The organism is Streptomyces sp. NPDC051104, from assembly GCF_040682835.1.
GTDB classification, from domain to species: Bacteria; Actinomycetota; Actinomycetes; order Streptomycetales; family Streptomycetaceae; genus Streptomyces; species Streptomyces cynarae.
In genome coordinates, this window is sequence record NZ_JBFBBS010000018.1 from 54,379 (window position 1) to 73,529 (window position 19,151).

General features: G+C 70.9%; 16 protein-coding genes. 9 read left to right on the forward strand and 7 right to left on the reverse strand.

Annotated features, from left to right (window positions below):
• Nucleotides 1-363: 363 nt before the first annotated feature.
• Nucleotides 364-1,311 carry a hypothetical protein gene (locus AB0N14_RS23755; RefSeq protein WP_366027709.1) on the forward strand — a complete coding sequence of 316 codons (948 nt, stop codon included), beginning with the start codon at nt 364-366 and terminating at the stop codon, nt 1,309-1,311.
• A gap of 18 nt (nt 1,312-1,329) precedes the next feature.
• Here the strand turns inward: AB0N14_RS23755 and AB0N14_RS23760 are convergent, their stop codons facing one another.
• Entirely contained in the window at nt 1,330-1,761 is a 432-nt protein-coding gene (locus AB0N14_RS23760) for a Rieske 2Fe-2S domain-containing protein (protein ID WP_366027710.1), read from the reverse strand.
• Between the two features lie 292 nt (nt 1,762-2,053).
• Here AB0N14_RS23760 and AB0N14_RS23765 point away from each other — a divergent pair, with 292 nt between their 5' ends.
• On the forward strand, nt 2,054-3,229 hold the full coding sequence (locus AB0N14_RS23765) for a LacI family DNA-binding transcriptional regulator (RefSeq protein ID WP_366027711.1): 1,176 nt from the start codon (nt 2,054-2,056) through the stop codon (nt 3,227-3,229).
• Nucleotides 3,226-4,137 (forward strand): carbohydrate kinase, encoded by a 912-nt coding sequence (locus AB0N14_RS23770; RefSeq protein ID WP_366027712.1) that lies wholly within the window; start codon nt 3,226-3,228, stop codon nt 4,135-4,137. The genes AB0N14_RS23765 and AB0N14_RS23770 overlap by 4 nt, the downstream gene beginning before the upstream one ends.
• A gap of 120 nt (nt 4,138-4,257) precedes the next feature.
• Here AB0N14_RS23770 and uvrA read toward each other — a convergent pair whose 3' ends face one another.
• The gene (gene uvrA, locus AB0N14_RS23775) at nt 4,258-7,296 is read right to left on the reverse strand and encodes an excinuclease ABC subunit UvrA (RefSeq protein WP_366027713.1); all 3,039 of its coding nucleotides are present in this window, start codon (nt 7,294-7,296) and stop codon (nt 4,258-4,260) included.
• A gap of 221 nt (nt 7,297-7,517) precedes the next feature.
• Here uvrA and AB0N14_RS23780 point away from each other — a divergent pair, with 221 nt between their 5' ends.
• The 5 genes from AB0N14_RS23780 to AB0N14_RS23800 all read left to right on the forward strand — a co-directional run bounded on the left by AB0N14_RS23780 (nt 7,518) and on the right by AB0N14_RS23800 (nt 11,843).
• The gene (locus tag AB0N14_RS23780; RefSeq protein WP_366027714.1) at nt 7,518-8,204 is read left to right on the forward strand and encodes a maleylpyruvate isomerase family mycothiol-dependent enzyme; all 687 of its coding nucleotides are present in this window, start codon (nt 7,518-7,520) and stop codon (nt 8,202-8,204) included.
• A gap of 45 nt (nt 8,205-8,249) precedes the next feature.
• Nucleotides 8,250-8,906 (forward strand): MBL fold metallo-hydrolase, encoded by a 657-nt coding sequence (locus AB0N14_RS23785; protein ID WP_366027715.1) that lies wholly within the window; start codon nt 8,250-8,252, stop codon nt 8,904-8,906.
• A 335-nt stretch (nt 8,907-9,241) separates the two neighbouring features.
• Complete coding sequence (locus AB0N14_RS23790) at nt 9,242-10,126, forward strand: ABC transporter substrate-binding protein (RefSeq protein WP_366027716.1); 885 nt, start codon at nt 9,242-9,244, stop codon at nt 10,124-10,126.
• The gene (locus tag AB0N14_RS23795) at nt 10,123-11,052 is read left to right on the forward strand and encodes an amino acid ABC transporter permease (RefSeq protein ID WP_366027717.1); all 930 of its coding nucleotides are present in this window, start codon (nt 10,123-10,125) and stop codon (nt 11,050-11,052) included. The genes AB0N14_RS23790 and AB0N14_RS23795 overlap by 4 nt, the downstream gene beginning before the upstream one ends.
• A gap of 62 nt (nt 11,053-11,114) precedes the next feature.
• Nucleotides 11,115-11,843 (forward strand): amino acid ABC transporter ATP-binding protein, encoded by a 729-nt coding sequence (locus AB0N14_RS23800; protein ID WP_366027780.1) that lies wholly within the window; start codon nt 11,115-11,117, stop codon nt 11,841-11,843.
• 22 nt (nt 11,844-11,865) lie between these two features.
• On the opposite strand, the gene aroQ is transcribed toward AB0N14_RS23800, so the two are convergent.
• The gene (gene aroQ, locus AB0N14_RS23805) at nt 11,866-12,339 is read right to left on the reverse strand and encodes a type II 3-dehydroquinate dehydratase (protein ID WP_366027718.1); all 474 of its coding nucleotides are present in this window, start codon (nt 12,337-12,339) and stop codon (nt 11,866-11,868) included.
• A gap of 290 nt (nt 12,340-12,629) precedes the next feature.
• Between aroQ and AB0N14_RS23810 the strand changes: the two genes are divergently transcribed.
• A complete protein-coding gene (locus AB0N14_RS23810; protein WP_366027719.1) occupies nt 12,630-13,901 on the forward strand; it encodes an MFS transporter in 1,272 nt (423 codons plus the stop codon).
• Between the two features lie 39 nt (nt 13,902-13,940).
• On the opposite strand, the gene AB0N14_RS23815 is transcribed toward AB0N14_RS23810, so the two are convergent.
• The 4 genes from AB0N14_RS23815 to AB0N14_RS23830 form a co-directional block, all read right to left on the reverse strand.
• A complete protein-coding gene (locus AB0N14_RS23815) occupies nt 13,941-15,041 on the reverse strand; it encodes an ionic transporter y4hA (protein WP_366027720.1) in 1,101 nt (366 codons plus the stop codon).
• Between the two features lie 219 nt (nt 15,042-15,260).
• A complete protein-coding gene (locus AB0N14_RS23820) occupies nt 15,261-16,244 on the reverse strand; it encodes a TerC family protein (RefSeq protein WP_366027721.1) in 984 nt (327 codons plus the stop codon).
• Nucleotides 16,245-16,528: 284 nt separating this feature from the next.
• Nucleotides 16,529-18,484 carry a TerD family protein gene (locus AB0N14_RS23825; protein ID WP_366027722.1) on the reverse strand — a complete coding sequence of 652 codons (1,956 nt, stop codon included), beginning with the start codon at nt 18,482-18,484 and terminating at the stop codon, nt 16,529-16,531.
• A 46-nt stretch (nt 18,485-18,530) separates the two neighbouring features.
• Nucleotides 18,531-19,109, reverse strand: coding sequence for a TerD family protein (locus AB0N14_RS23830; protein WP_366027723.1), 579 nt, complete (start codon nt 19,107-19,109; stop codon nt 18,531-18,533).
• Between the last annotated feature and the right edge of the window lie 42 nt (nt 19,110-19,151).

Consider the following 19,151-nt stretch of genomic DNA (forward strand, 5'->3'; position numbering starts at 1 on the left):
ACCCCACCGGCGACGGTCCGCCCCGCGGCCCGCGGGGGCTGCCCACGGCCGTCGGCGGGCGGCGCCCGGGTCGCCGGGAACGCCGGTCGCACGTCGGGCACCCTCCGCTGCCGAGCAGCCACCCACGGTCCGATGAGCCGGGCTTCGTAACCGTCCCACCGGGCGCGTTCCGGACACCGCCCGGCGAGAGGCCGGCATCAGGTGTTGTCGCGGCCTGGTCAACACGCTTCAATGCGGGGAAACTTCGGGCCGCGAACGGAGAGGTTCGCTTGTGAACGAGCCTCACACGCCCCGGGCGCCCCGGCACGACCCTGCGCACGGTCTGACCAGCCGTCGCGCACATTCACAGAAAGGCCCCCCTGTATGCGGCACGGCACACAGCATGCGGACGTCGTCCCGGCGGAGTTGGAGGCGGCTCTGCGCGGCGGCCCCTTCCACGTCGCACTGCGCGCCGCGATCGCTGCCCGAGGACTGCCGCTGCAGCGCGTGCAGCACCACCTGTCGCGGCACGGGGTCAGGGTCGGAGTGACGAGCCTGAGCTACTGGCAGCAGGGTGCGCGCCGCCCCCAGCGGCCCGAGTCCCTGCGCGCGGTGCGTGCCCTGGAGGAGATCCTGCAGCTGCCGGACGAGTCCCTGATCCGGCTGCTCGCCACCTCCGACGAGCAGCCGGGTCCCGACCGTCCCACGGGCCGTTCGTACCGAGCCCTGGTGGAGGCCTCCGGCGTCCTCGAACAGCTCCTCGCCGAGCTGGAGGCGCCGCTCGACGACGGACTGCTCGCCATCGGCCACCACGACCGCGTGCGCATAGGATCACGCCGGGAACTGCTGGCGCGGGAGTCGCACCACATCGTGCGCGCCCACCGGGACGGCGTCGACCGGTACATCGCTGTCCACCACGGCGATCCGGGGTGCGCCCCCGAGCGGGTCGCGGTGCACGCCCTCGAGAACTGCCGCACGGGACGTGTGCGCCGGCACCACGACACGGGCCTGCTGGTCGCCGAGCTGCTCTTCGACACGCGGCTGCACTCCGGCGATACGTTTCTCTTTCGCTACGCCTTCGAGGACGGCACCGCGGGCACCTCCTGCGAACACGTCCGCGGGTTCCGCGTGCCGGGCGGGCAGTACGCGCTCCAGGTGCGCTTCGACGAGACGGCGCTGCCGACGCGCTGTCACCGGTTCACCCAGCAGTCCGCGGCCGCCCCGCGCAGCGGCCGCCAGGAGCTGCGGCTGAGCGGGCTCCACCACGCGGTGCACCTGGTGGAGCCGCGGGTGCGGTCCGGGCTCGTGGGGATCGGCTGGGACTGGGAGTGACCGGGGCCGGGTGAGCGGTCAGGCCGCCGGGCCCGCCACGATCCTGCCGTCCTTCATCTGGACGGGCAGCTCGTGCAGCGGCTCGGTGGCCGGGGCCTGCACCACTTTGCCGGTGAGGGCGTCGAACTCGCTCCCGTGGCAGGGGCAGACGAGCGTCGTCCCGGAGAGTTTGTTGATGGGGCACCCGGCGTGCGTGCAGATCGTACTGTACGCCTTCAAGGAGCCGTCCGCCGCGCGGCTCACCACCACGTTCTCGTCCCGGTACAGTTTCGCGCCGCCTTTGGGGACCTCGCTCTCGGCGCCCAGAGCGACCGGTGCGGTCGGGGTCGCGTCCGGTGCCGTTCCGCCCTCGCCGGCCGCCGAACAGGCCGCGAGGCCGAGTCCGGCGACCGGGGTGAGCGCCGCCCCGCGCAGGACGGTACGACGGGTCGCGGAGGGACGGGTGGGCATGGCGCCTCCACTGGTCAGGGTTGGCCCCGCCGGGGCGGCGCAGGCACACCGACGATAGCGGCATCAACCATTCCGCTTTCGGCCGGGGCGCAGGGCCTGCGCACGGAGACCGGCAGCGCCGGGGCGGCAGCCATGCCACAGGGTCGAGGCGACGAGCCCACAGCCGGAGGAGGAGCCCCCACACGGCCCGAGGGGACGTAAACGCTTGCGCAAGCGTTTACGTCGGCCGCCGAATGGGATACGTTCGCCGCCGGACGGCCCGAGAAGCGAAGACGGCCGAGGAGGGGACCCGATGGCAACCATGGCCGATGTCGCACGGAGTGCGGGCGTGTCCGTCGCGACCGTCTCGCACGTCCTGAACGGCACCCGCCCGGTACTGCCCCGCACCCGCCAAGCCGTGCTGGACGCCATCGACGAGCTTGGCTACACACCGAACACCCTCGCCCGTTCCCTGGTGACCTCGCGCACCCGGTCGATCGGGCTCGCCGTGTCGGCGATCAGCAACCCGTACTTCACGGAGATCCTCCAAGGCGTGGAGGCCGCCGCCCTGGAACAGGGCTACAGCCTGCTCATCGCCGATCCGCACGACGACCCGGAGCACGAGCGCAAGGTGGTCCAGCTGCTGCACGAGCGCCGCGTCGACGGCCTGATCGTGGCCCCCTCGGCGGACCCGCGCGGGCTCCTCGCCCTTCTGGGACGGCACGGTGTACCGACCGTGTTCCTGGACCGGCTGGTCGACGGCGTCCCCGTCCCCACGGTCACACACCGGCAGGACGCGACCACCCGGGACGGCGCCCAGGAGGACTCGGTTGCCGGGCCCGCCACCGAGGCCGGGGACGCCACTGGGGCCGGCGACGGCGCCGAGCCGGACGAGTCCTCGGCCGCGGCCTTCCGCTTCGACCAGGTCTGTGCCGAGAACGCCGAACCCATGACCCACCTCGCCACCCACCTCGTCCAGCTCGGCCACCGGCGCATCGGCCTTGTCGCGGGCCTGCCCGGCCTCAGCACCACCTCGGAGCGGATCAGCGGTTACCGGCACGCCCTCGCGGCCGCCGGGCTGCCGTACGACGAGCGGCTGGTGGTCCACGGCGACTCCGCGGCCGAGGGCGCGGAGCGCGCCACCGCAGCCCTGCTGACCCTCGCGGCCCCACCCACCGCCCTGGTCACCGCCAACAACGCGATGACCATCGGAGCGCTGCGCACCCTGCGCACACGGGGCCTGTCCGTACCGGACGACCTGGCGCTCGCCTGCTTCGACGACTTCCCCTGGGCGGATCTGTTCGCCCCCCGGTTGACCGCGGTCTCCCAGCCCAGCCGGGAGATCGGCGCAAGGGCCGTGCGGCTCCTCCTGGACCGGCTCGAGGCGCCGGACCGCCCCTCCCGCACCGTGCGGCTCCCCTGTGCGTTCGTCCACCGCACGTCGTGCGGCTGTCCCGACACCCCGTCCCAGAAGGGAACCCTCTCGTGATCGTCGTCGCCGGTGAGGCCCTCATCGACCTGGTCCCGCAGGGCCGGGGCGCGCTCGCACCGTTGCAGCCGGCGCTGGGCGGCGGCCCCTACAACACCGCCGTCGCGCTCGGCCGGCTGGGCTCCCCCACCGCCTTCTGCTCCCGTACCTCCTACGACGCCTTCGGCGAGGCCCTGCTCGACGGGCTGCGCCAGGCGGGCGTGGACGTGTCGGCCGTACAACGCGGCACCGAGCCGACCACGCTGGCGGCCGCCACGATCGACGAGCACGGCTCGGCCAGCTACTCCTTCTACGTGGAGGGCACCGCCGACCGGCTCTTCACGGCACCGGCGCGCCTTCCCGAGGGCACGCGGGCCGTGTCGTTCGGTACCTGCTCGCTGGTCCTGGAACCGGGGGCGAGCGCGTACGAGGAGCTGATGCGCAGCGCCGCGGCGCAGGGCGTGTTCACTGCGCTCGACCCGAACATCCGCGCAGGCCTGATCCCGGACCCCGACGCCTATCGGGCCCGTTTCAAGAGTTGGCTGCCGTCGGTTTCGCTGCTCAAGCTCTCCGCGGAGGACGCCGCGTGGCTGGGCGGCAGCCCGCGGGAATGGCTGGCCTCCGGCCCCGCCGCCGTGGTGATCACCCATGGCGGCGACGGGATCACGGCGTACACCGGGGACGGGGCGGAGTACTCCGTGCCGGGGGTGCGGGTCGACGTCGTGGACACGATCGGCGCCGGCGACACCGTCAACGCGGCCCTGCTGCACGGCCTGGCCGCCCACGACGCCCTCTCCCCCGCCGCCATGGCGAGCCTGGGCGCCGACGGCTGGACGGAACTGCTGGGCTTCGCGGCCCGCGCCGCGGCGATCACCTGCTCCCGGGCCGGCGCGGAACCGCCCTACGCCTCCGAACTCGCGGGCGCTTAGCTCTCGGCGTCGAGTCGGCCGTACCTGCGGTTCGTGAAGCCGCAGGGGCAGGGCGGTCGGCTGTACTACGTGCGGCGCCCCGCGGGGAGTTCCCGCGGGGCGCCGCACGTTCGGTGTCTGTCAGGCCTTGCGTGCCCGCGTGGTCTTCTTCGCGGGTGCCGCCTTCTTCGTGGTGGTGGCGGCCTTCTTGGTCGCCGTGTTGTTGGCGGTCGTCACGGCCCTGGCCGTCGCCGTCTTCCTCGCCGTCGAGCCCGCGGCGACCGCTTTCTTGGCCGCGCTCCTGCGCGGTGCCTTCACCGAGGCGGCGTCGCTGATGCGCTCGGCGCTGAGGATCTCGCGCAGGAACTTGCCGGTGTGGCTGGCCGGGATGCCGGCGACCTCCTCCGGCGTGCCCTCGGCCACGACCAGGCCGCCGCCCGCGCCGCCCTCGGGACCCATGTCGACGACCCAGTCGGCGGTCTTGATGACGTCGAGGTTGTGCTCGATGACGATGACCGTGTTGCCCTTGTCGACCAGGCCGCAGAGCACCTTGAGCAGCTTGCTGATGTCCTCGAAGTGCAGGCCGGTGGTCGGCTCGTCCAGAACGTAGACGGTGCGTCCGGTGGACCGCTTCTGCAGCTCGCTGGCCAGTTTCACGCGCTGGGCCTCACCGCCGGACAGGGTCGTCGCGGACTGGCCGAGCCGGACGTAGCCGAGGCCGACGTCGTTCAGCGTCCTGAGGTGACGGGAGATCGCCGGGACCGCCTCGAAGAAGTTCATGGCTTCCTCGATCGGCATGTTCAGGACGTCGGCGATGGACTTGCCCTTGTAGTGGACCTCCAGGGTCTCCCGGTTGTAGCGGGCGCCGTGGCAGACCTCGCACGGGACGTAGACGTCCGGGAGGAAGTTCATCTCGATCTTGATGGTGCCGTCGCCCGCGCAGTTCTCGCAGCGGCCGCCCTTGACGTTGAAGGAGAAGCGGCCGGGCTGGTAGCCGCGGACCTTCGCCTCGGTGGTCTCCGCGAACAGCTTGCGGATGTGGTCGAAGACACCGGTGTACGTCGCCGGGTTCGAGCGCGGGGTGCGGCCGATGGGCGACTGGTCGACGTGCACGACCTTGTCGACGAGGTCGTCGCCGTCCACGCGCGTGTGCCGCCCGGGGACGTTCCGCGCGCCGTTCAGCTCACGGGCCAGGTGCGTGTACAGGATGTCGTTGACCAGCGTCGACTTGCCGGAGCCGGACACACCCGTGACCGCGGTGAACACGCCCAGCGGGAAGGACACGTCGATGTCCTGGAGGTTGTTCTCCCGGGCGCCGTGCACCGTCAGCTGCCGCGAGGGGTCGCGGGGACGCCGGATGTCCGGGAGCGGGATCGCCTTCTTGCCCGACAGGTACTGGCCGGTCTGCGACTCCTCGTTGGCGAGCAGCTCCTTCAGGGAGCCGCTGTGCACGACCTTGCCGCCGTGCTCGCCAGCGCCGGGGCCGATGTCGACGACCCAGTCGGCGGTCTTGATGGTGTCCTCGTCGTGCTCCACGACGATGAGGGTGTTGCCCATGTCGCGCAGCCGGACCAGGGTCTCGATCAGCCGGTGGTTGTCGCGCTGGTGCAGGCCGATGGACGGCTCGTCGAGCACGTACAGCACGCCGACGAGGCCGGAGCCGATCTGGGTGGCCAGACGGATGCGCTGGGCCTCGCCGCCGGAGAGGGTGCCGGCCGCGCGGTTCAGCGACAGGTAGTCCAGGCCGACGTCGACCAGGAACCGCAGCCGCTCGTTGACCTCCTTCAGGACCCGCTCGGCGATCTTCTTGTCCCGGGCGTCGAGCTTCAGCTCGCGCAGGAAGTCCGCGCAGTCGCTGATCGACATCGCGGAGACCTCGGCGATCGACTTGTCCATGATCGTGACGGCGAGGACGACCGGCTTCAGACGGGTGCCCTGACAGCTGGGGCAGGGCACCTCGCGCATGTACCCCTCGAACCGCTCACGGCTCGCGTCGCTCTCGGCCTCGCTGTGCCGGCGCCGTACGAAGGGCACCGCACCCTCGAAGGGCGTGGTGTACACGCGTTCGCGCCCGTACCGGTTGCGGTAGCGGACCTCGATCTGCGTCTTGTGGCCGTAGAGCAGGGCCTTCTTGGCGCGCTGCGGCAGGCCCGCGAAGGGGATGTCCGTCCGGAAGCCCAGCGCGTCCGCGAGGGCGCCGATGAGGCGGCCGAAGTAGTCCTTGGTATGCCCGTGCGACCAGGGGTGGATGGCGCCCTCGTCGAGGGTCTTCTCCTCGTCGGGGACGATCAGCTCGGGGTCGACCTCCATGCGCGTGCCGATGCCGGTGCACTCGGGGCAGGCGCCGAAGGGCGAGTTGAAGGAGAAGGAACGGGGTTCCAGCTCCTCGAAGGACAGGTCGTCGTACGGGCAGTAGAGGTGCTCCGAGTACATGCGCTCGCGCTCGGGGTCGTCCTCGGGGAGGTCGACGAAGTCGAGCACGACCATGCCGCCGGACAGGCCGAGCGCGGTCTCCACGGAGTCGGTGAGGCGGCGCTTGGCGGAGTCCTTGACGGTGAGGCGGTCGACGACCACCCCAATGGTGTGCTTCTCCTGCTTCTTCAGCGTGGGCGGGTGGGACAGCTGGACCGTCTCGCCGTCCACCCGGGCGCGGCTGTAGCCCTTGGTCTGGAGATCGGCGAAGAGGTCGACGAACTCACCCTTGCGCTCCCGCACCAGCGGCGAGAGCACCTGGAAGCGGCTCCCCTCCGGCAGCTCCAGGACTTTGTCGACGATGGCCTGCGGGGACTGGCGCGAGATCGGGCGTCCGCACTCGGGGCAGTGCGGCTTGCCGATGCGCGCGAACAGCAGACGCAGGTAGTCGTAGACCTCGGTGATCGTGCCGACCGTCGAGCGGGGGTTGCGCGAGGTCGACTTCTGGTCGATCGAGACGGCCGGCGACAGGCCCTCGATGAAGTCGACGTCCGGCTTGTCCATCTGCCCGAGGAACTGCCGGGCGTACGAGGACAGCGACTCCACGTAACGGCGCTGCCCCTCGGCGAAGATCGTGTCGAAGGCCAGCGAGGACTTGCCCGACCCCGACAGGCCCGTGAAGACGATGAGCGCGTCGCGTGGCAGGTCGAGCGAGACATTCTTCAGGTTGTGCTCGCGCGCTCCACGGACGATGAGACGGTCGGCCACGCCGGTCCGCACCTTTCTTGAGAGAAGCGACAGGGGCGAGGCCCCCGCTTTCCCAGACTAGGGGGAGCCACTGACAACGCCGGTCGGATTCCAGGGTTCACAACAATCCCCGGCCATCCAGCATGCCCGACGCCGGACTCGACCATATAGCACGTCCATTCGATTTACGGGTCGGGTCCGCCTCCTTCACCCGAAGGAGTGGCAGGGCTAGGGTCGGCGTCATGATGGATCACGCGCGCGACCTGGCATCTGTACGGGATGCGACCGAGCGACTGCTCACCGCAGCCACCAAGCTGGACAACGCCGCTGTGGCCGAACCGTCACGGCTGCCCGGCTGGAGCCGCGGCCATGTCCTCGCCCACCTCGCCCGCAATGCGGACGCCCTCGTGAACGCGCTGCAGGGGCGTCCCATGTACGCCTCGGCCGAATCCCGGGACGCCGACATCGAACGGGACGCTCCACGGCCCCTGGACGTCCAGCTCGCCGACCTGCGCGAGAGCGAGGCCCGCTTCCAGGAGGCGGGAGCCGCGCCCGCGGACTGGTCGCGCACTGTGGAGCTGCGCAACGGGGTCACCGACAAGGCGGCCCGGGTGCCGTTCAGGCGCTGGGTCGAGGTGGAACTGCACCATGTCGATCTCGGGATCGGGTACGAGCTGGAGGATCTGCCGGCTGAGTTCGTCGAGCGGGAGATCGACTTCCTCGCGGAGCGGTTCATCGGACACCCCGATGTGCCGCCGACGCGCGTCACGGACGGCACGCGCGCGTGGAGCACGGGCCGCGAGGCGGCCGATCCCGAGGTCACCGTCCGGGGCCCCGCACCCGACCTGCTCGGCTGGCTCTCCGGCCGCCGCGACGGAGCCTGCCTCACAGCCGAGGGAGGACCACTGCCGACGCTTCCGCCGCTGTAGGTCTCGGACGGCCACCGCGGCCCTTCGCCGCTATAGGCTGCGGACATGACGTACAGCGGACAGGTGACGGTCGGCGGCCCGGCGGACGTGCACGAGCTGAAGGACCTGATGATCACCAAGATCGCGGTCGGCCCGATGGACAACAACGCCTATCTGCTGCGCTGCCGCGCCACCGACGAGCAGCTGCTGATCGACGCGGCCAACGACGCCAGGACGCTCCTCGGCATGATCGGTGACGACGGCATCGCGTCCGTCGTCACCACCCACCGGCACGCCGACCACTGGCAGGCGCTCGCCGAGGTCGTGGCGGCCACGGGTGCGCGCACCTACGCGGGCCGGGACGACGCCGAGGGCATTCCCGTGCCGACGGACGCCCTGGTGGACGACGGCGACACGATCCGGGTGGGGCACGTGGAACTCACCGCGCGCCACCTGGTGGGCCACACGCCCGGCTCGATCGTCCTCGTCTACGACGACCCACACGGCCACCCGCATGTGTTCACCGGGGACTGCCTCTTCCCGGGCGGTGTGGGCAACACGCACAAGGACCCGAAGGCCTTCGCCAGCCTGATCCACGATGTCGAGACGAAGATCTTCGACGTGCTGCCGGACGAGACCTGGGTATACCCCGGGCACGGAAACGACACCACGCTGGGCGACGAGCGCCCGCACCTGCCGGAGTGGCACGCGCGCGGATGGTGAACGGCCATGGCACACGCGGATGGTGAACGGCCCAGCCGGAGTGCGCTCGGCGTGACAGCCGGGCGCACGCGCCCCGTGTGAACCGTTCGCACGCGCTGGTCTCGTGCGCGCGCTCCCGGCACGCCCAGTGGTGCAGTCCACTGGAAGCAGCCCCGCACAGGATGACGGCTCCTGCGCGGTGACGGGCCGCCGGTCCCCCGATCCCCGCCCCTGACCGGCGGCCCCGGCCCGCGTTCCGCCCCGGCGTTCACAGGAATGCAACACTCGTTCCCACCATGCGGACAGTTGTTGACCTGACCTCGACAAACAGGGCGTCGCGCTGCCAATCTCCCGCCATGCATCTCGCCCAACGCGCCCTGCGCCGCGCCGCGTCCAGCGCCACCGTCGCCCTGCTCGCCCTCGCCGTGGGCTGCGCCCCGCAGCCGGAGCAGAACGCTTCCCCCAAGGCCTCCGGGACGGGCGCCCAGACGTGCGCGAAGGGCAAGTTGGCGACGAAGACGTCCGGAAAGCTGACGATCGCGACCGACGAGCCCGCCTACGAACCCTGGTTCAAGGACGACAAGCCGGCCAACGGCAAGGGCTTCGAGTCGGCCGTCGCCTACGCCGTGGCCCAGCAGCTCGGCTACGGCCAGAGCGCCGTCGTGTGGCAGACCGTCCCCTTCAACAAGGCCTTCGCGCCCGGGGAGAAGATCTTCGACTTCGACATCAACCAGGTGTCGATCAGTGCCGAGCGCAAGAAGGCCGTGGACTTCTCCTCCGGTTACTACGACGTCCGCCAGGCCGTCATCGCCCTGAAGGGTTCCAAGGCCGCGAAGGCGAAGAGCATCGCGGACCTGCAGGACGTCAAGCTGGGTGCGCAGGTCGGCACCACGAGCCTCGACTACATCACCGACGTGGTGAAGCCGAAGCAGCAGCCGGCCGCGTACGCCAAGAACGACCAGGCGAAGTCGGCCCTGAAGAACGGTCAGGTGGACGCCATCGTCACCGACCTGCCCACCGCGTTCTACATCACCGCGGCCGAGGTGACCGACGCGAAGATCGTCGGCCAGTTCGAGAACCGGGGCGGGACGCCCGAGCAGTTCGGGCTCGTCCTCGACAAGGGCAGCGCGCTCACCCCGTGCGTGACCTCCGCGGTGGACGCCCTGCGCAAGGACGGCACCCTGGCGAAGCTGGAGAAGCAGTGGGTGTCCGACGCCGTCGACGCTCCGGTGCTCAAGTGACCGTCCTCGAGGAGGAATCGGGAGAGGACTCCGGCGAAGCCGGTATGCCGGGCACGGGGGTTGCGCCCGGCGGGGACGACACGTACGTCCCCTCGCAGCGGCGGATCCAGCGCGAGCGCCACAAGCGCGCACGCGCCCGGCGCGCCACCGCGATCGCGGCACTGTCGACGCTCGTCACCGCGGCCGTCGTCTACCTGATCGTCGTCAACGCGCCCGGCTGGCCGCGCACCAAGGAGACGTTCTTCAACGCGCACTACGCGCGCGAGGCGCTCCCGAAGGTCCTCGACGGGCTGTGGCTCAACGTGCGTCTGCTGCTGGTGTGCGGCGTCGCGGTCCTCGTCCTCGGCATGCTGATCGCCGTCGCCCGTACCCTGCGCGGGCCGGTGTTCTTCCCGCTGCGCGCCCTGGCCGCCGCGTACACGGACTTCTTCCGCGGACTGCCCCTGATCATCAACCTGATGATCGTGGTCCTGGGCGTGCCCGCGCTGCGGCTGCAGGGCGTGACCGTCGACCCGGTACTGCTCGGCGGGACGGCGCTCACGCTCACGTATTCGGCGTACGTGGCCGAGGTGTTCCGAGCCGGCATCGAGTCCGTCCACCCCTCGCAGCGCGCCGCGGCCCGCTCCCTCGGCCTGACGAACCGCCAGGCGCTGCGCCACGTGGTGCTCCCCCAGGCAGTACGCCGCCAGGTGCCGCCGCTGCTCAACGATCTGGTGTCGCTCCAGAAGGACACCGGGCTGGTCTCGATCGGCGGCGCGGTGGACGCCGTCCGGGCCTCCGACATCATCGTGGGCCGGAGTCTCAACTACACGCCGTACATCGTCGCGGGGCTTGTCTTCGTGGCGCTGACCATCCCGATGACCCGCTTCACGGACTGGGTGACCGCCCGGATGGACCGGCGGCGGGCGCAGGGAGGGAACCTGTGAGCGACATCCTCGAGAAGTCCGATGCCGCATCCGGTGCGCAGGGCGGCACCCCCGTGCTGCGCATCGAGTCCGTCCGCAAGACCTTCGGCGACTCGGTCGTTCTGCGGAACGTCGATCTGGAGGTCGCCCCGCACACGGTGACGGCCCTGATCGGCGCTTCCGGCTCGGGCAAGTCGACGCTGCTGCGCTGCGCGAACCTCCTGGAGGAGATCGACGACGGCGCCATCTGGCTTGACGGCGAGGAGATCACCGACCCGCGTGTCGACCAGGACGCCGTACGGCGCCGGATCGGCGTCGTCTTCCAGGCGTACAACCTCTTTCCGCACATGACCGTCCTGGAGAACATCACGCTGGCCCCGCGCCGGGTGCACGGCGTCGCCCGGGCGGCGGCCGAGGAGCACGCCCGCGAGCTGCTGGAGCGGCTCGGACTCGCTGCCAAGGCGACCGAGTTCCCGGACCGGCTCAGCGGCGGCCAGCAGCAGCGCGTCGCGATCGTGCGGGCGCTGGCCGTACGCCCCCGGCTGCTGCTCCTGGACGAGATCACCGCGGCCCTCGACCCGGAACTCGTGGGCGAGGTCCTCAGTGTCGTCCGGGACCTGAAGGACGACGGCATGACCATGGTGCTCGCCACCCACGAGATGGGCTTCGCCCACGAGGTCGCGGACCAGGTCTGCTTCCTGGAAGGCGGCGTGGTCCTGGAGCGCGGTACGGCCGAGCAGGTCTTCGGCGATCCGCAGCAGGAGCGCACGCGGCGCTTCCTGCACCGGATCGTGGAGGCGGGGCGGCTCTGAGGCAGGGGCTACTCCCCGGAGGTCACGCCTCCGTCCGCCCCGCCCCCGCGAGCGTCGCGACCCGCTCCACCGCGAACGCGTACCCCTGCACCCCGCACCCGGCGATGACCCCGTCGGCCCTCAGGGACACATAGGAGTGGTGCCGGAACTGCTCACGCTGGTGGATGTTGGAGATGTGGACCTCCACCACCGGCAGTCCGTCACAGGTGTTGAGGGCATCGAGGATCGCGACGGAGGTGTGCGAGTAGGCGGCCGGGTTGATCACGAGCCCGGCGTGGTTCAGGCGCGCCTCGTGGATCCACTCCACCAGCTCGCCCTCGTAGTTGGACTGCCGGAAGTCCACCGTGCCGCCGTAGGCGGCCGCCGCCTTCACACACAGCGCCTCGACGTCCGCGAGCGTGTCGGAGCCGTAGATCTCCGGCTGGCGCTGTCCGAGAAGGTTCAGATTGGGGCCGTTGAGGATCATGATCGGGGCGTCGGCGAGGGTGCGGTGCACATTTCCTCCGGTCCGTTTGAGGTCTTCCGGTCCTTGGCGGACCGCTGATCAGCCCCCGGTCTATCACGATGCGCCGAGCGCGTGACCCGGCCCCGTGCGGGCTGGGCCAGGCACCGTGCGCGCGGAGGGTCCCGCCTGGCGCATCACTGCACCCATGGACCGCGCCGTTCGCTCGGGCGCACGCCCGCCCCATCGATCGCGGCGCCGAGCCCCCGTGCGCCCCCGTAGCAGTTGGTTACGTCGGGTAGTTGTCCGGCATGCACGATGTACGTTCAGTAAGGGCTCCTTCCATGCTCCGGCTCGCGGCCGCCTCGCTCGCCGGAACCGCCGTCGAGTTCTACGACTTCTTCGTCTACGGGACCGCGGCCGCCCTGGTCCTCGGCCCGCTGTTCTTCCCGACGTTCTCCCCGGTGGCAGGCACACTGGCGGCGTTCGGGACCTTCGGGGTCGGCTTCGTGGCGCGGCCGCTCGGCTCGGTGCTGTTCGGGCACATCGGGGACCGGCGCGGGAGACGGCCGGTTCTCATCGCCTCCCTGGTGCTGACCGGCACGGCGACGGTTGCGGTCGGCTGTCTTCCGACGTACGAGGCGATCGGTACGGCCGCTCCCGTGCTCCTTCTGGTGCTGCGCTTTCTGCAGGGTCTGGGGCTCGGCGGGGAGTGGGGCGGTGCGGTGCTGCTGACCGTGGAGCATGCGCCCGCCGGGCGGCGCGTGCTGTGGTCCAGCTTTCCGCAGATCGGCCCGTCGCTGGGTTTCTTGCTGGCCAATGGCGTGATGCTGGGGCTGTCGGCGACGTTGTCGGACGCGCAGTTCGCCTCCTGGGGGTGGCGGATTCCCTTCTGGGCGGCGGGCGTGCTCGCGACGACAGGTCTGTGGCTGCGCAGCGCGCTCGCCGAGAGCCCCCTCTTCCTGGACCTCGACGACCACGCGCGCGTGCCGCTCGTCGAGGTCGTGCACCGTCACTGGCGGCTCGTCCTGCTGACGGCCGGCGCACTCGCGATCGGGTACGCGGTCTTCTACACCACGACGACCTGGTCCCTGGCGTACGCCACGGAGCGGCTCGGTGTGAGCCGCACGGTCATGCTGGCCTGCGTCATGGCCACCGTCGCGGTGCAGGGGATCCTGACCCCGCTGTTCGCCCTCGTGGGTGACCGCTACGGGCGGCGTCCACTGTGTCTGACGGGCTGTGCCTGCACCGCGCTGTGGATGTTCCCCATGGTGGCGTTGCTCGCCACGGGCGAGCCCCTGCTGATGTTCCTGGGGTTCCTGGGGGCGGGGCTCGCCCTCATCACGATGTTCTCCGTGATCGCCGCGTATCTGCCGGAGCTGTTCGAGCCCCGGGTGCGCTGCACGGGTGCGGCCGTCGGTTACAACCTGGGCGGCGTGCTCGGCGGCGCCCTCACCCCGATCGCGGCCACCACGCTGGCCGAGCGCGGGGGCCGGGTGCCCTGGGGTGTCGGCGCCTATCTGACGGCCGTGGCCCTGCTCAGCCTCGGGTGCTTCGCACTGCTGCCGGAGACCCGCCCGGTGCACGTGCCGGTGTCGGAGCCGGCTCCCGGATGAGGCGCTGGGGCACGACGATCGTCGCCTGTTGCGCCCCGGCTACGGATTGACCGCCAGCTCCAGGTACGCCGCGAACACCACCAGATGAACACCGCCCTGAAGCGGCGTGGCCCGCCCGGGGACCACCGTCAGAGAGCTCACGACCACGGTCAGCGCCAGCAGCACCATGTGCACCGGGCCGAGACCGAGGACGAGCGGTCCAGGAAGCCATACGCTCGCCAGGGCGACCGCGGGGATGGTCAGGCCGATGCTGGCCAGCGCGGAGCCGAGACCCAGGTTGAGGCTGGTCTGCACCCGGTCGCGGCGCGCCGACCGCAGCGCCGCGATGGTCTCGGGCAGCAGCACGAGCAGCGCGATGACGACCCCGACCACGGCCTGCGGCATCCCGGCCGCCGCCACCCCGGATTCGATGGTGGGCGACACTCCCTTGGCGAGCCCGACGACCCCGACGAGGGCGAGGCCGAGCAGCCCCAGGCTGAGGGCCGCGGTACGCGCGGACGGCGCTTCCGCGTGGTCGTCCGCGTGGATCACCTCGCCCTGCCGGGTGATGGGGAGGAAGTAGTCGCGGTGGCGCACGGTCTGGGTCGCCACGAACAGGCCGTACAACACCAGTGAGGAGAGCGCGGCGAAGGTGAGCTGGGCCGGGGAGAACTCCGGACCGGGCTTGCTGGTGGTGAACGTCGGCAGGACCAGGCTGAGGGTGGCGAGCGTCGCGACGGTGGCCAGGGCCGCGCCGGTGCCCTCGGGGTTGAAGACCGCGATTCCGTGGCGCAGTGAGGCGACGAGCAGGCACAGTCCGACGACGCCGTTGCAGGTGATCATCACGGCCGCGAAGACGGTGTCCCGGGCCAGGCTCGCGCTCTTGGCTCCGCCGTCCGCCATCAGGGCGACGATGAGCCCTACCTCGATGATCGTGACGGCGACGGCGAGAACGAGCGATCCGAACGGCTCACCGACCCGGTGCGCGACCACTTCGGCATGGTGGACCGCGGCCAGCACGGACGCGGCGAGCACGAACGTGATCACCGCGACGACCGCTCCGGGCACGGCGCGGCCCCAGGTGAGGGCCAGCAGGGCCACGGCGGCCACCGGCACGACGGCCGTCCACCGCGCCGCGAGTGACCGAAGCCCCACGATCATGCGGCGATCGTCGCAGACACGCCCGGAGCCCGCATTCCGGCTCCTGCCCACCGTATGGCCCCGATGGCAGCTGCGGTCTGTATGAACGTCCCCGGGTCGGTCATGGCACCTCCCGGGTGCGTCCCCGCGCCGGGAACGCTCCTCAACTCGCACGGTCCGTCCGGAGGGGTGCCCGGCAAGGTGCTGGGCACCCATGTCAGCCGTATCGGCCGCGACGCGTCAGGCCTCGACGCTGTCCTTGTGCGTCGCGTCAGCCGCCGCCTCCTGTTTCCTGGAGGCGATCAGGCTGGTGATCGTCGTGACGATCAGGACGGCACAGATCACGCCGAGGGAGACCGGGATGGAGATCTCGGGGACGTGGACCCCGGACTCGTGGAGCGCGTGCAGCACCAGCTTCACACCGATGAAGCCCAGGATGATCGACAGGCCGTAGGACAGGTGGACCAGCTTCTTGAGCAGGCCGCCGATGAGGAAGTACAGCTGCCTCAGACCCATCAGCGCGAACGCGTTGGCCGTGAAGACGATGTACGGGTCCTGCGTCAGGCCGAAGATCGCCGGGATGGAGTCGAGGGCGAACAGTACGTCGGTGGTGCCGATCGCGAGCATCACGACCAGCATCGGCGTCATGACCCGCTTGCCGTTCTGGCGTATCCACAGCTTGGTGCCGTGGTAACGGTCGGCCACGCCGAAGCGGCGCTCGGCGGCCTTCAGCAGCTTGTTCTCCTCGTACTCCTCGTCCTCCTCATCGGCCCTCGCCTCCTGTATCAGCTTCCAGGCGGTCCAGATCAGGAACGCGCCGAACAGGTAGAAGACCCAGGAGAAGGACGCGATGATCGCGGCGCCCGCGGCTATGAAGACCGCCCGCAGGACCAGGGCTATGAGCACCCCGACGAGGAGCACGCGCTGCTGGTACTGCGACGGCACCGCGAACTTCGCCATGATCAGGACGAAGACGAAGAGGTTGTCGACGCTCAGCGACTTCTCGGTGATGAAGCCGGCGAAGAACTCCCCGGCGGGCTGACCGCCGCCGAAGACGAGCAGGCCCACCCCGAACAGGCCTGCGAGGGCGATCCAGACGACCGTCCAGATCCCGGCTTCCTTGATCGATACGTCGTGCGGCTTGCGGCCGATGAAGAAGTCGACCGCGATCAGGGCGGCAAGGCCCACGATCGTCAGGGCCCACAGGGTCATCGAAACATCCACTGCGCCTCCGGCAGTACGTACGTCACGGCAAATGTCGGCGTCGTCGCCACCGGAGGTCTCTTCCACCCACCGTCGCAGGCGCGTGATGCGCCCGGTGCCATGGGCCGACGCCCCGGGATCTGGCCTGATCCGTACTGACGGGTGCGCCGCAGCAGCTAGGGAATACTCCCCTCCGTCTCACCAACAGTACCGGAATTACCAAGGAAAGGTAAAGCAATTGGCAAAGGGAAGGTCAAAATACTTGGTCAAGTGCCGTCCGTACGCAGCGGGCAGAGGGGGACGCCTCAGCGGTTCCAGGAGCGACGGGCCTCGGCGACCAGGGTGAGCACTCGGTCGAGCACCCGGCTGCCCTTCGGAAGCCGCAGCGGCTCGTAGGTCCAGGCGTGGCCGACCCAGGGGTCCGCGAGATGGTCGTCGGGCACCGGGGTGAGCCGCAGCAGTGAACGCCAGAGCGGGTCGAGCAGCGGCCCGTAGGCGGCGGCGTCCTCCCGGTCGGCGACCATCATCAGATGGACACCGACGTCCGGGCCTTCGTCCGCGAGGTAGCGCAGCTGGTTCACGGCCCGGTCGTCGAAGCCGTGCGGGAAGTCGTTGACGATGAGCAGTTGCTGGGCCGTGTCGAGGCCGGGCGGCAGGAAGTCGGACGCGCCGCCACGCACCGCCATCTGCACCAGATCGACGCGACGGGCGAGCCGGGTCAGCACGTCGGCCACCCCCGAGGCGCCGACGGCAGGCGCAGTGGCGAGCACCCCGGAGTGCACGAGGGGCTCGAGCGCTTCCGCGCTCGAGCCCGCCGGGTCGATGACGTGCAACGCGAACGCGCCGGGCGGGTACACGGCAAGCAGCCGGGACGCGTGTGTGACCGCCGCATCCATGGCGAGGCGGCGCAGCTCGTCCGGGTCCACAAGCGGGTCGGGGGATCCGGAACGGCCGCTGTCGATCCACAGACCGCGCTGCAGGGGCAGCCTGACCAGCATGGGAATGCGGAGGCTCTCGCTCTCGGGCAACCGCAGGTCGCCGAGGCGCACGGCCATGGGGAGCTCGCTCGGTACCCGGTAACCCTGCCAGATTGGGCTGTCCCAGCGTGCGAACGCCTCAGGCAGCGCCGGTTCGACGACATCGGCCTCGGCGATGAGCTGCGTGAGGTCACGGTCGAGCGCGGCTCTCGCCTGGTTGACGAGGTGGGCGTGCTTGGCCTGGGCCGCGTCGCGTGCGGCGTCGCCCTGCCCGCCGAGGCGGGCGCGCGGATCGGCCAGGGCCTTGTCCAGCTCCTGCTCCAGGCGCGAGTCGGCGAAGTCGACGGCGCTGCGGTACGCGGCCACCGTACGAGCCAGGTCCTCGAACATGCCCCACACCTGGTTGTACAGGCGCTCCTCCATGGACCAGCCCGTCGCGTCGCCCGCGACCGGCTGCGCGGCCTGACCGGCCGGCGCGGAGGGCGGGGCTGTGGGCGTGGCTTGGCGACCGGGGTGGTGGTAGTCGACCGGCCCGCCGAGAGCCGGCTGCGCGACAGGGATCGGGGCGTCGGTGACGTCGTACGGGGATCCCTGCTGCGGTACGCCGGGAGGCCCCTGGTGCTGCGCCGGCGCCGCGGTGCCGGGCGGTCCCTGGGGAGGCGCGGGGGCGGTCGCCTGCCGTGCGCGGTGGCCCTTGGGCAGGCGCGGCGGAGGCGGGGCCACCGAGCGGGCCAGGCCCTGGACCACCGCTTCGTTGATGCCGTCCGCGAGCTGCCGGGCTTCGGGCAGGCCCTGGTCCGTGAAGAGCGCGGCGAGCCCGCCCGCGTACCCCTGGCCGACCGCACGCACCTTCCAGCCACCCTGCCTGCGGTAGAGCTCCAGTGCGATGACGGCGGACTCGGAGTCCAGGCCGGTGATGCTGTACGTGGCGACCTGTGAGCCGTCGAGGCCGGTGACCGCCACGGAGGGGGCGGCGACGGCGCCGAACCGCACCGGGCCGCCGATGCCGGTCGGCAGGGCCAGCAGCACCGTGACGCGATGCACGCGCTCCGGGAGGGCGTCCAGGTCGAAGGCGAGGCGGTGGTCGGCTGCCGCCTGCCCGGAAACCTCCAGACCCTGCAGAACGGGCTTGCCCGGATGGGCCACCCACTCGGTGCCGGGCACCCTGCCCTGCTCGTCGCTGAGCGTGGCCCCGGCCACGATCGGCGTACCGGCCGACACCCGGACCTCAAGTCGGACCTGGGGAAGCGGATGGTTCTGCCCCCGGACCAGCTCGGCCGTCATCGCCTCGTCCCCCTGCGTCGCTTCTTGTGCCGGGCGTCCGGCCGGCCTACAGGTGCGGCAGGATCGCCGGCATCAGGTCCTGGAAGGTGCGGCCGTTGGCCGGGGTGCCGAGAGCCGTCATCGTCCAGCCCCCGTCCGCACGGTGCACCTTCGCCATGATCTGCGCGGTGTAGGCGCCGCCGCCCGCCAGCGTGTAGCGGGCCAGTTCCTGGCCGTTGGTCTCGTCGACGAGGCGGCAGAACGCGTTCTGCACCTCCTGGAACGTCTGGCCCGTGAACGAGTTCACGGTGAAGACGATCTGGTCGATGTGGACCGGGACGCGCTGGAGGTCGACGAGGATCGCCTCGTCGTCGCCGCCCTGGCCCACACCGCCGACGAGGTTGTCACCGGTGTGCCGGACGGAACCGTCGTCGCTCACGAGGTGGCGGAAGAAGACCACGTCCACGGGCTGCTTGTCCGCGAACAGGACCGCTGACGCGTCCAGGTCGATCTCACGGGTGCGCGAACCGAACAGCCCGCGTCGGGGAGCGGCCTGCCAGCCGAGCCCCATGCGCACCGCGGTCAGCGTGCCTCCGTCGTTCTTTTGAAGACTGATGGCCTGACCCTTGGTCAAGTTGACGGTCACGCGCTGTTCCCCTCTCGAGCGTCCCCTGTTGGCCGCGGACTC

What these genes read in the sequence shown, in the direction of transcription:
- AB0N14_RS23755 (WP_366027709.1), top strand. Translation starts at nt 364, where the DNA reads ATGCGGCACGGCACACAGCATGCGGACGTCGTCCCGGCGGAGTTGGAG.
- AB0N14_RS23760 (WP_366027710.1), bottom strand. Translation starts at nt 1,761, where the DNA reads ATGCCCACCCGTCCCTCCGCGACCCGTCGTACCGTCCTGCGCGGGGCG.
- AB0N14_RS23765 (WP_366027711.1), top strand. Translation starts at nt 2,054, where the DNA reads ATGGCAACCATGGCCGATGTCGCACGGAGTGCGGGCGTGTCCGTCGCG.
- AB0N14_RS23780 (WP_366027714.1), top strand. Translation starts at nt 7,518, where the DNA reads ATGATGGATCACGCGCGCGACCTGGCATCTGTACGGGATGCGACCGAG.
- AB0N14_RS23785 (WP_366027715.1), top strand. Translation starts at nt 8,250, where the DNA reads ATGACGTACAGCGGACAGGTGACGGTCGGCGGCCCGGCGGACGTGCAC.
- AB0N14_RS23790 (WP_366027716.1), top strand. Translation starts at nt 9,242, where the DNA reads ATGCATCTCGCCCAACGCGCCCTGCGCCGCGCCGCGTCCAGCGCCACC.
- AB0N14_RS23810 (WP_366027719.1), top strand. Translation starts at nt 12,630, where the DNA reads ATGCTCCGGCTCGCGGCCGCCTCGCTCGCCGGAACCGCCGTCGAGTTC.
- AB0N14_RS23815 (WP_366027720.1), bottom strand. Translation starts at nt 15,041, where the DNA reads ATGATCGTGGGGCTTCGGTCACTCGCGGCGCGGTGGACGGCCGTCGTG.
- AB0N14_RS23825 (WP_366027722.1), bottom strand. Translation starts at nt 18,484, where the DNA reads ATGACGGCCGAGCTGGTCCGGGGGCAGAACCATCCGCTTCCCCAGGTC.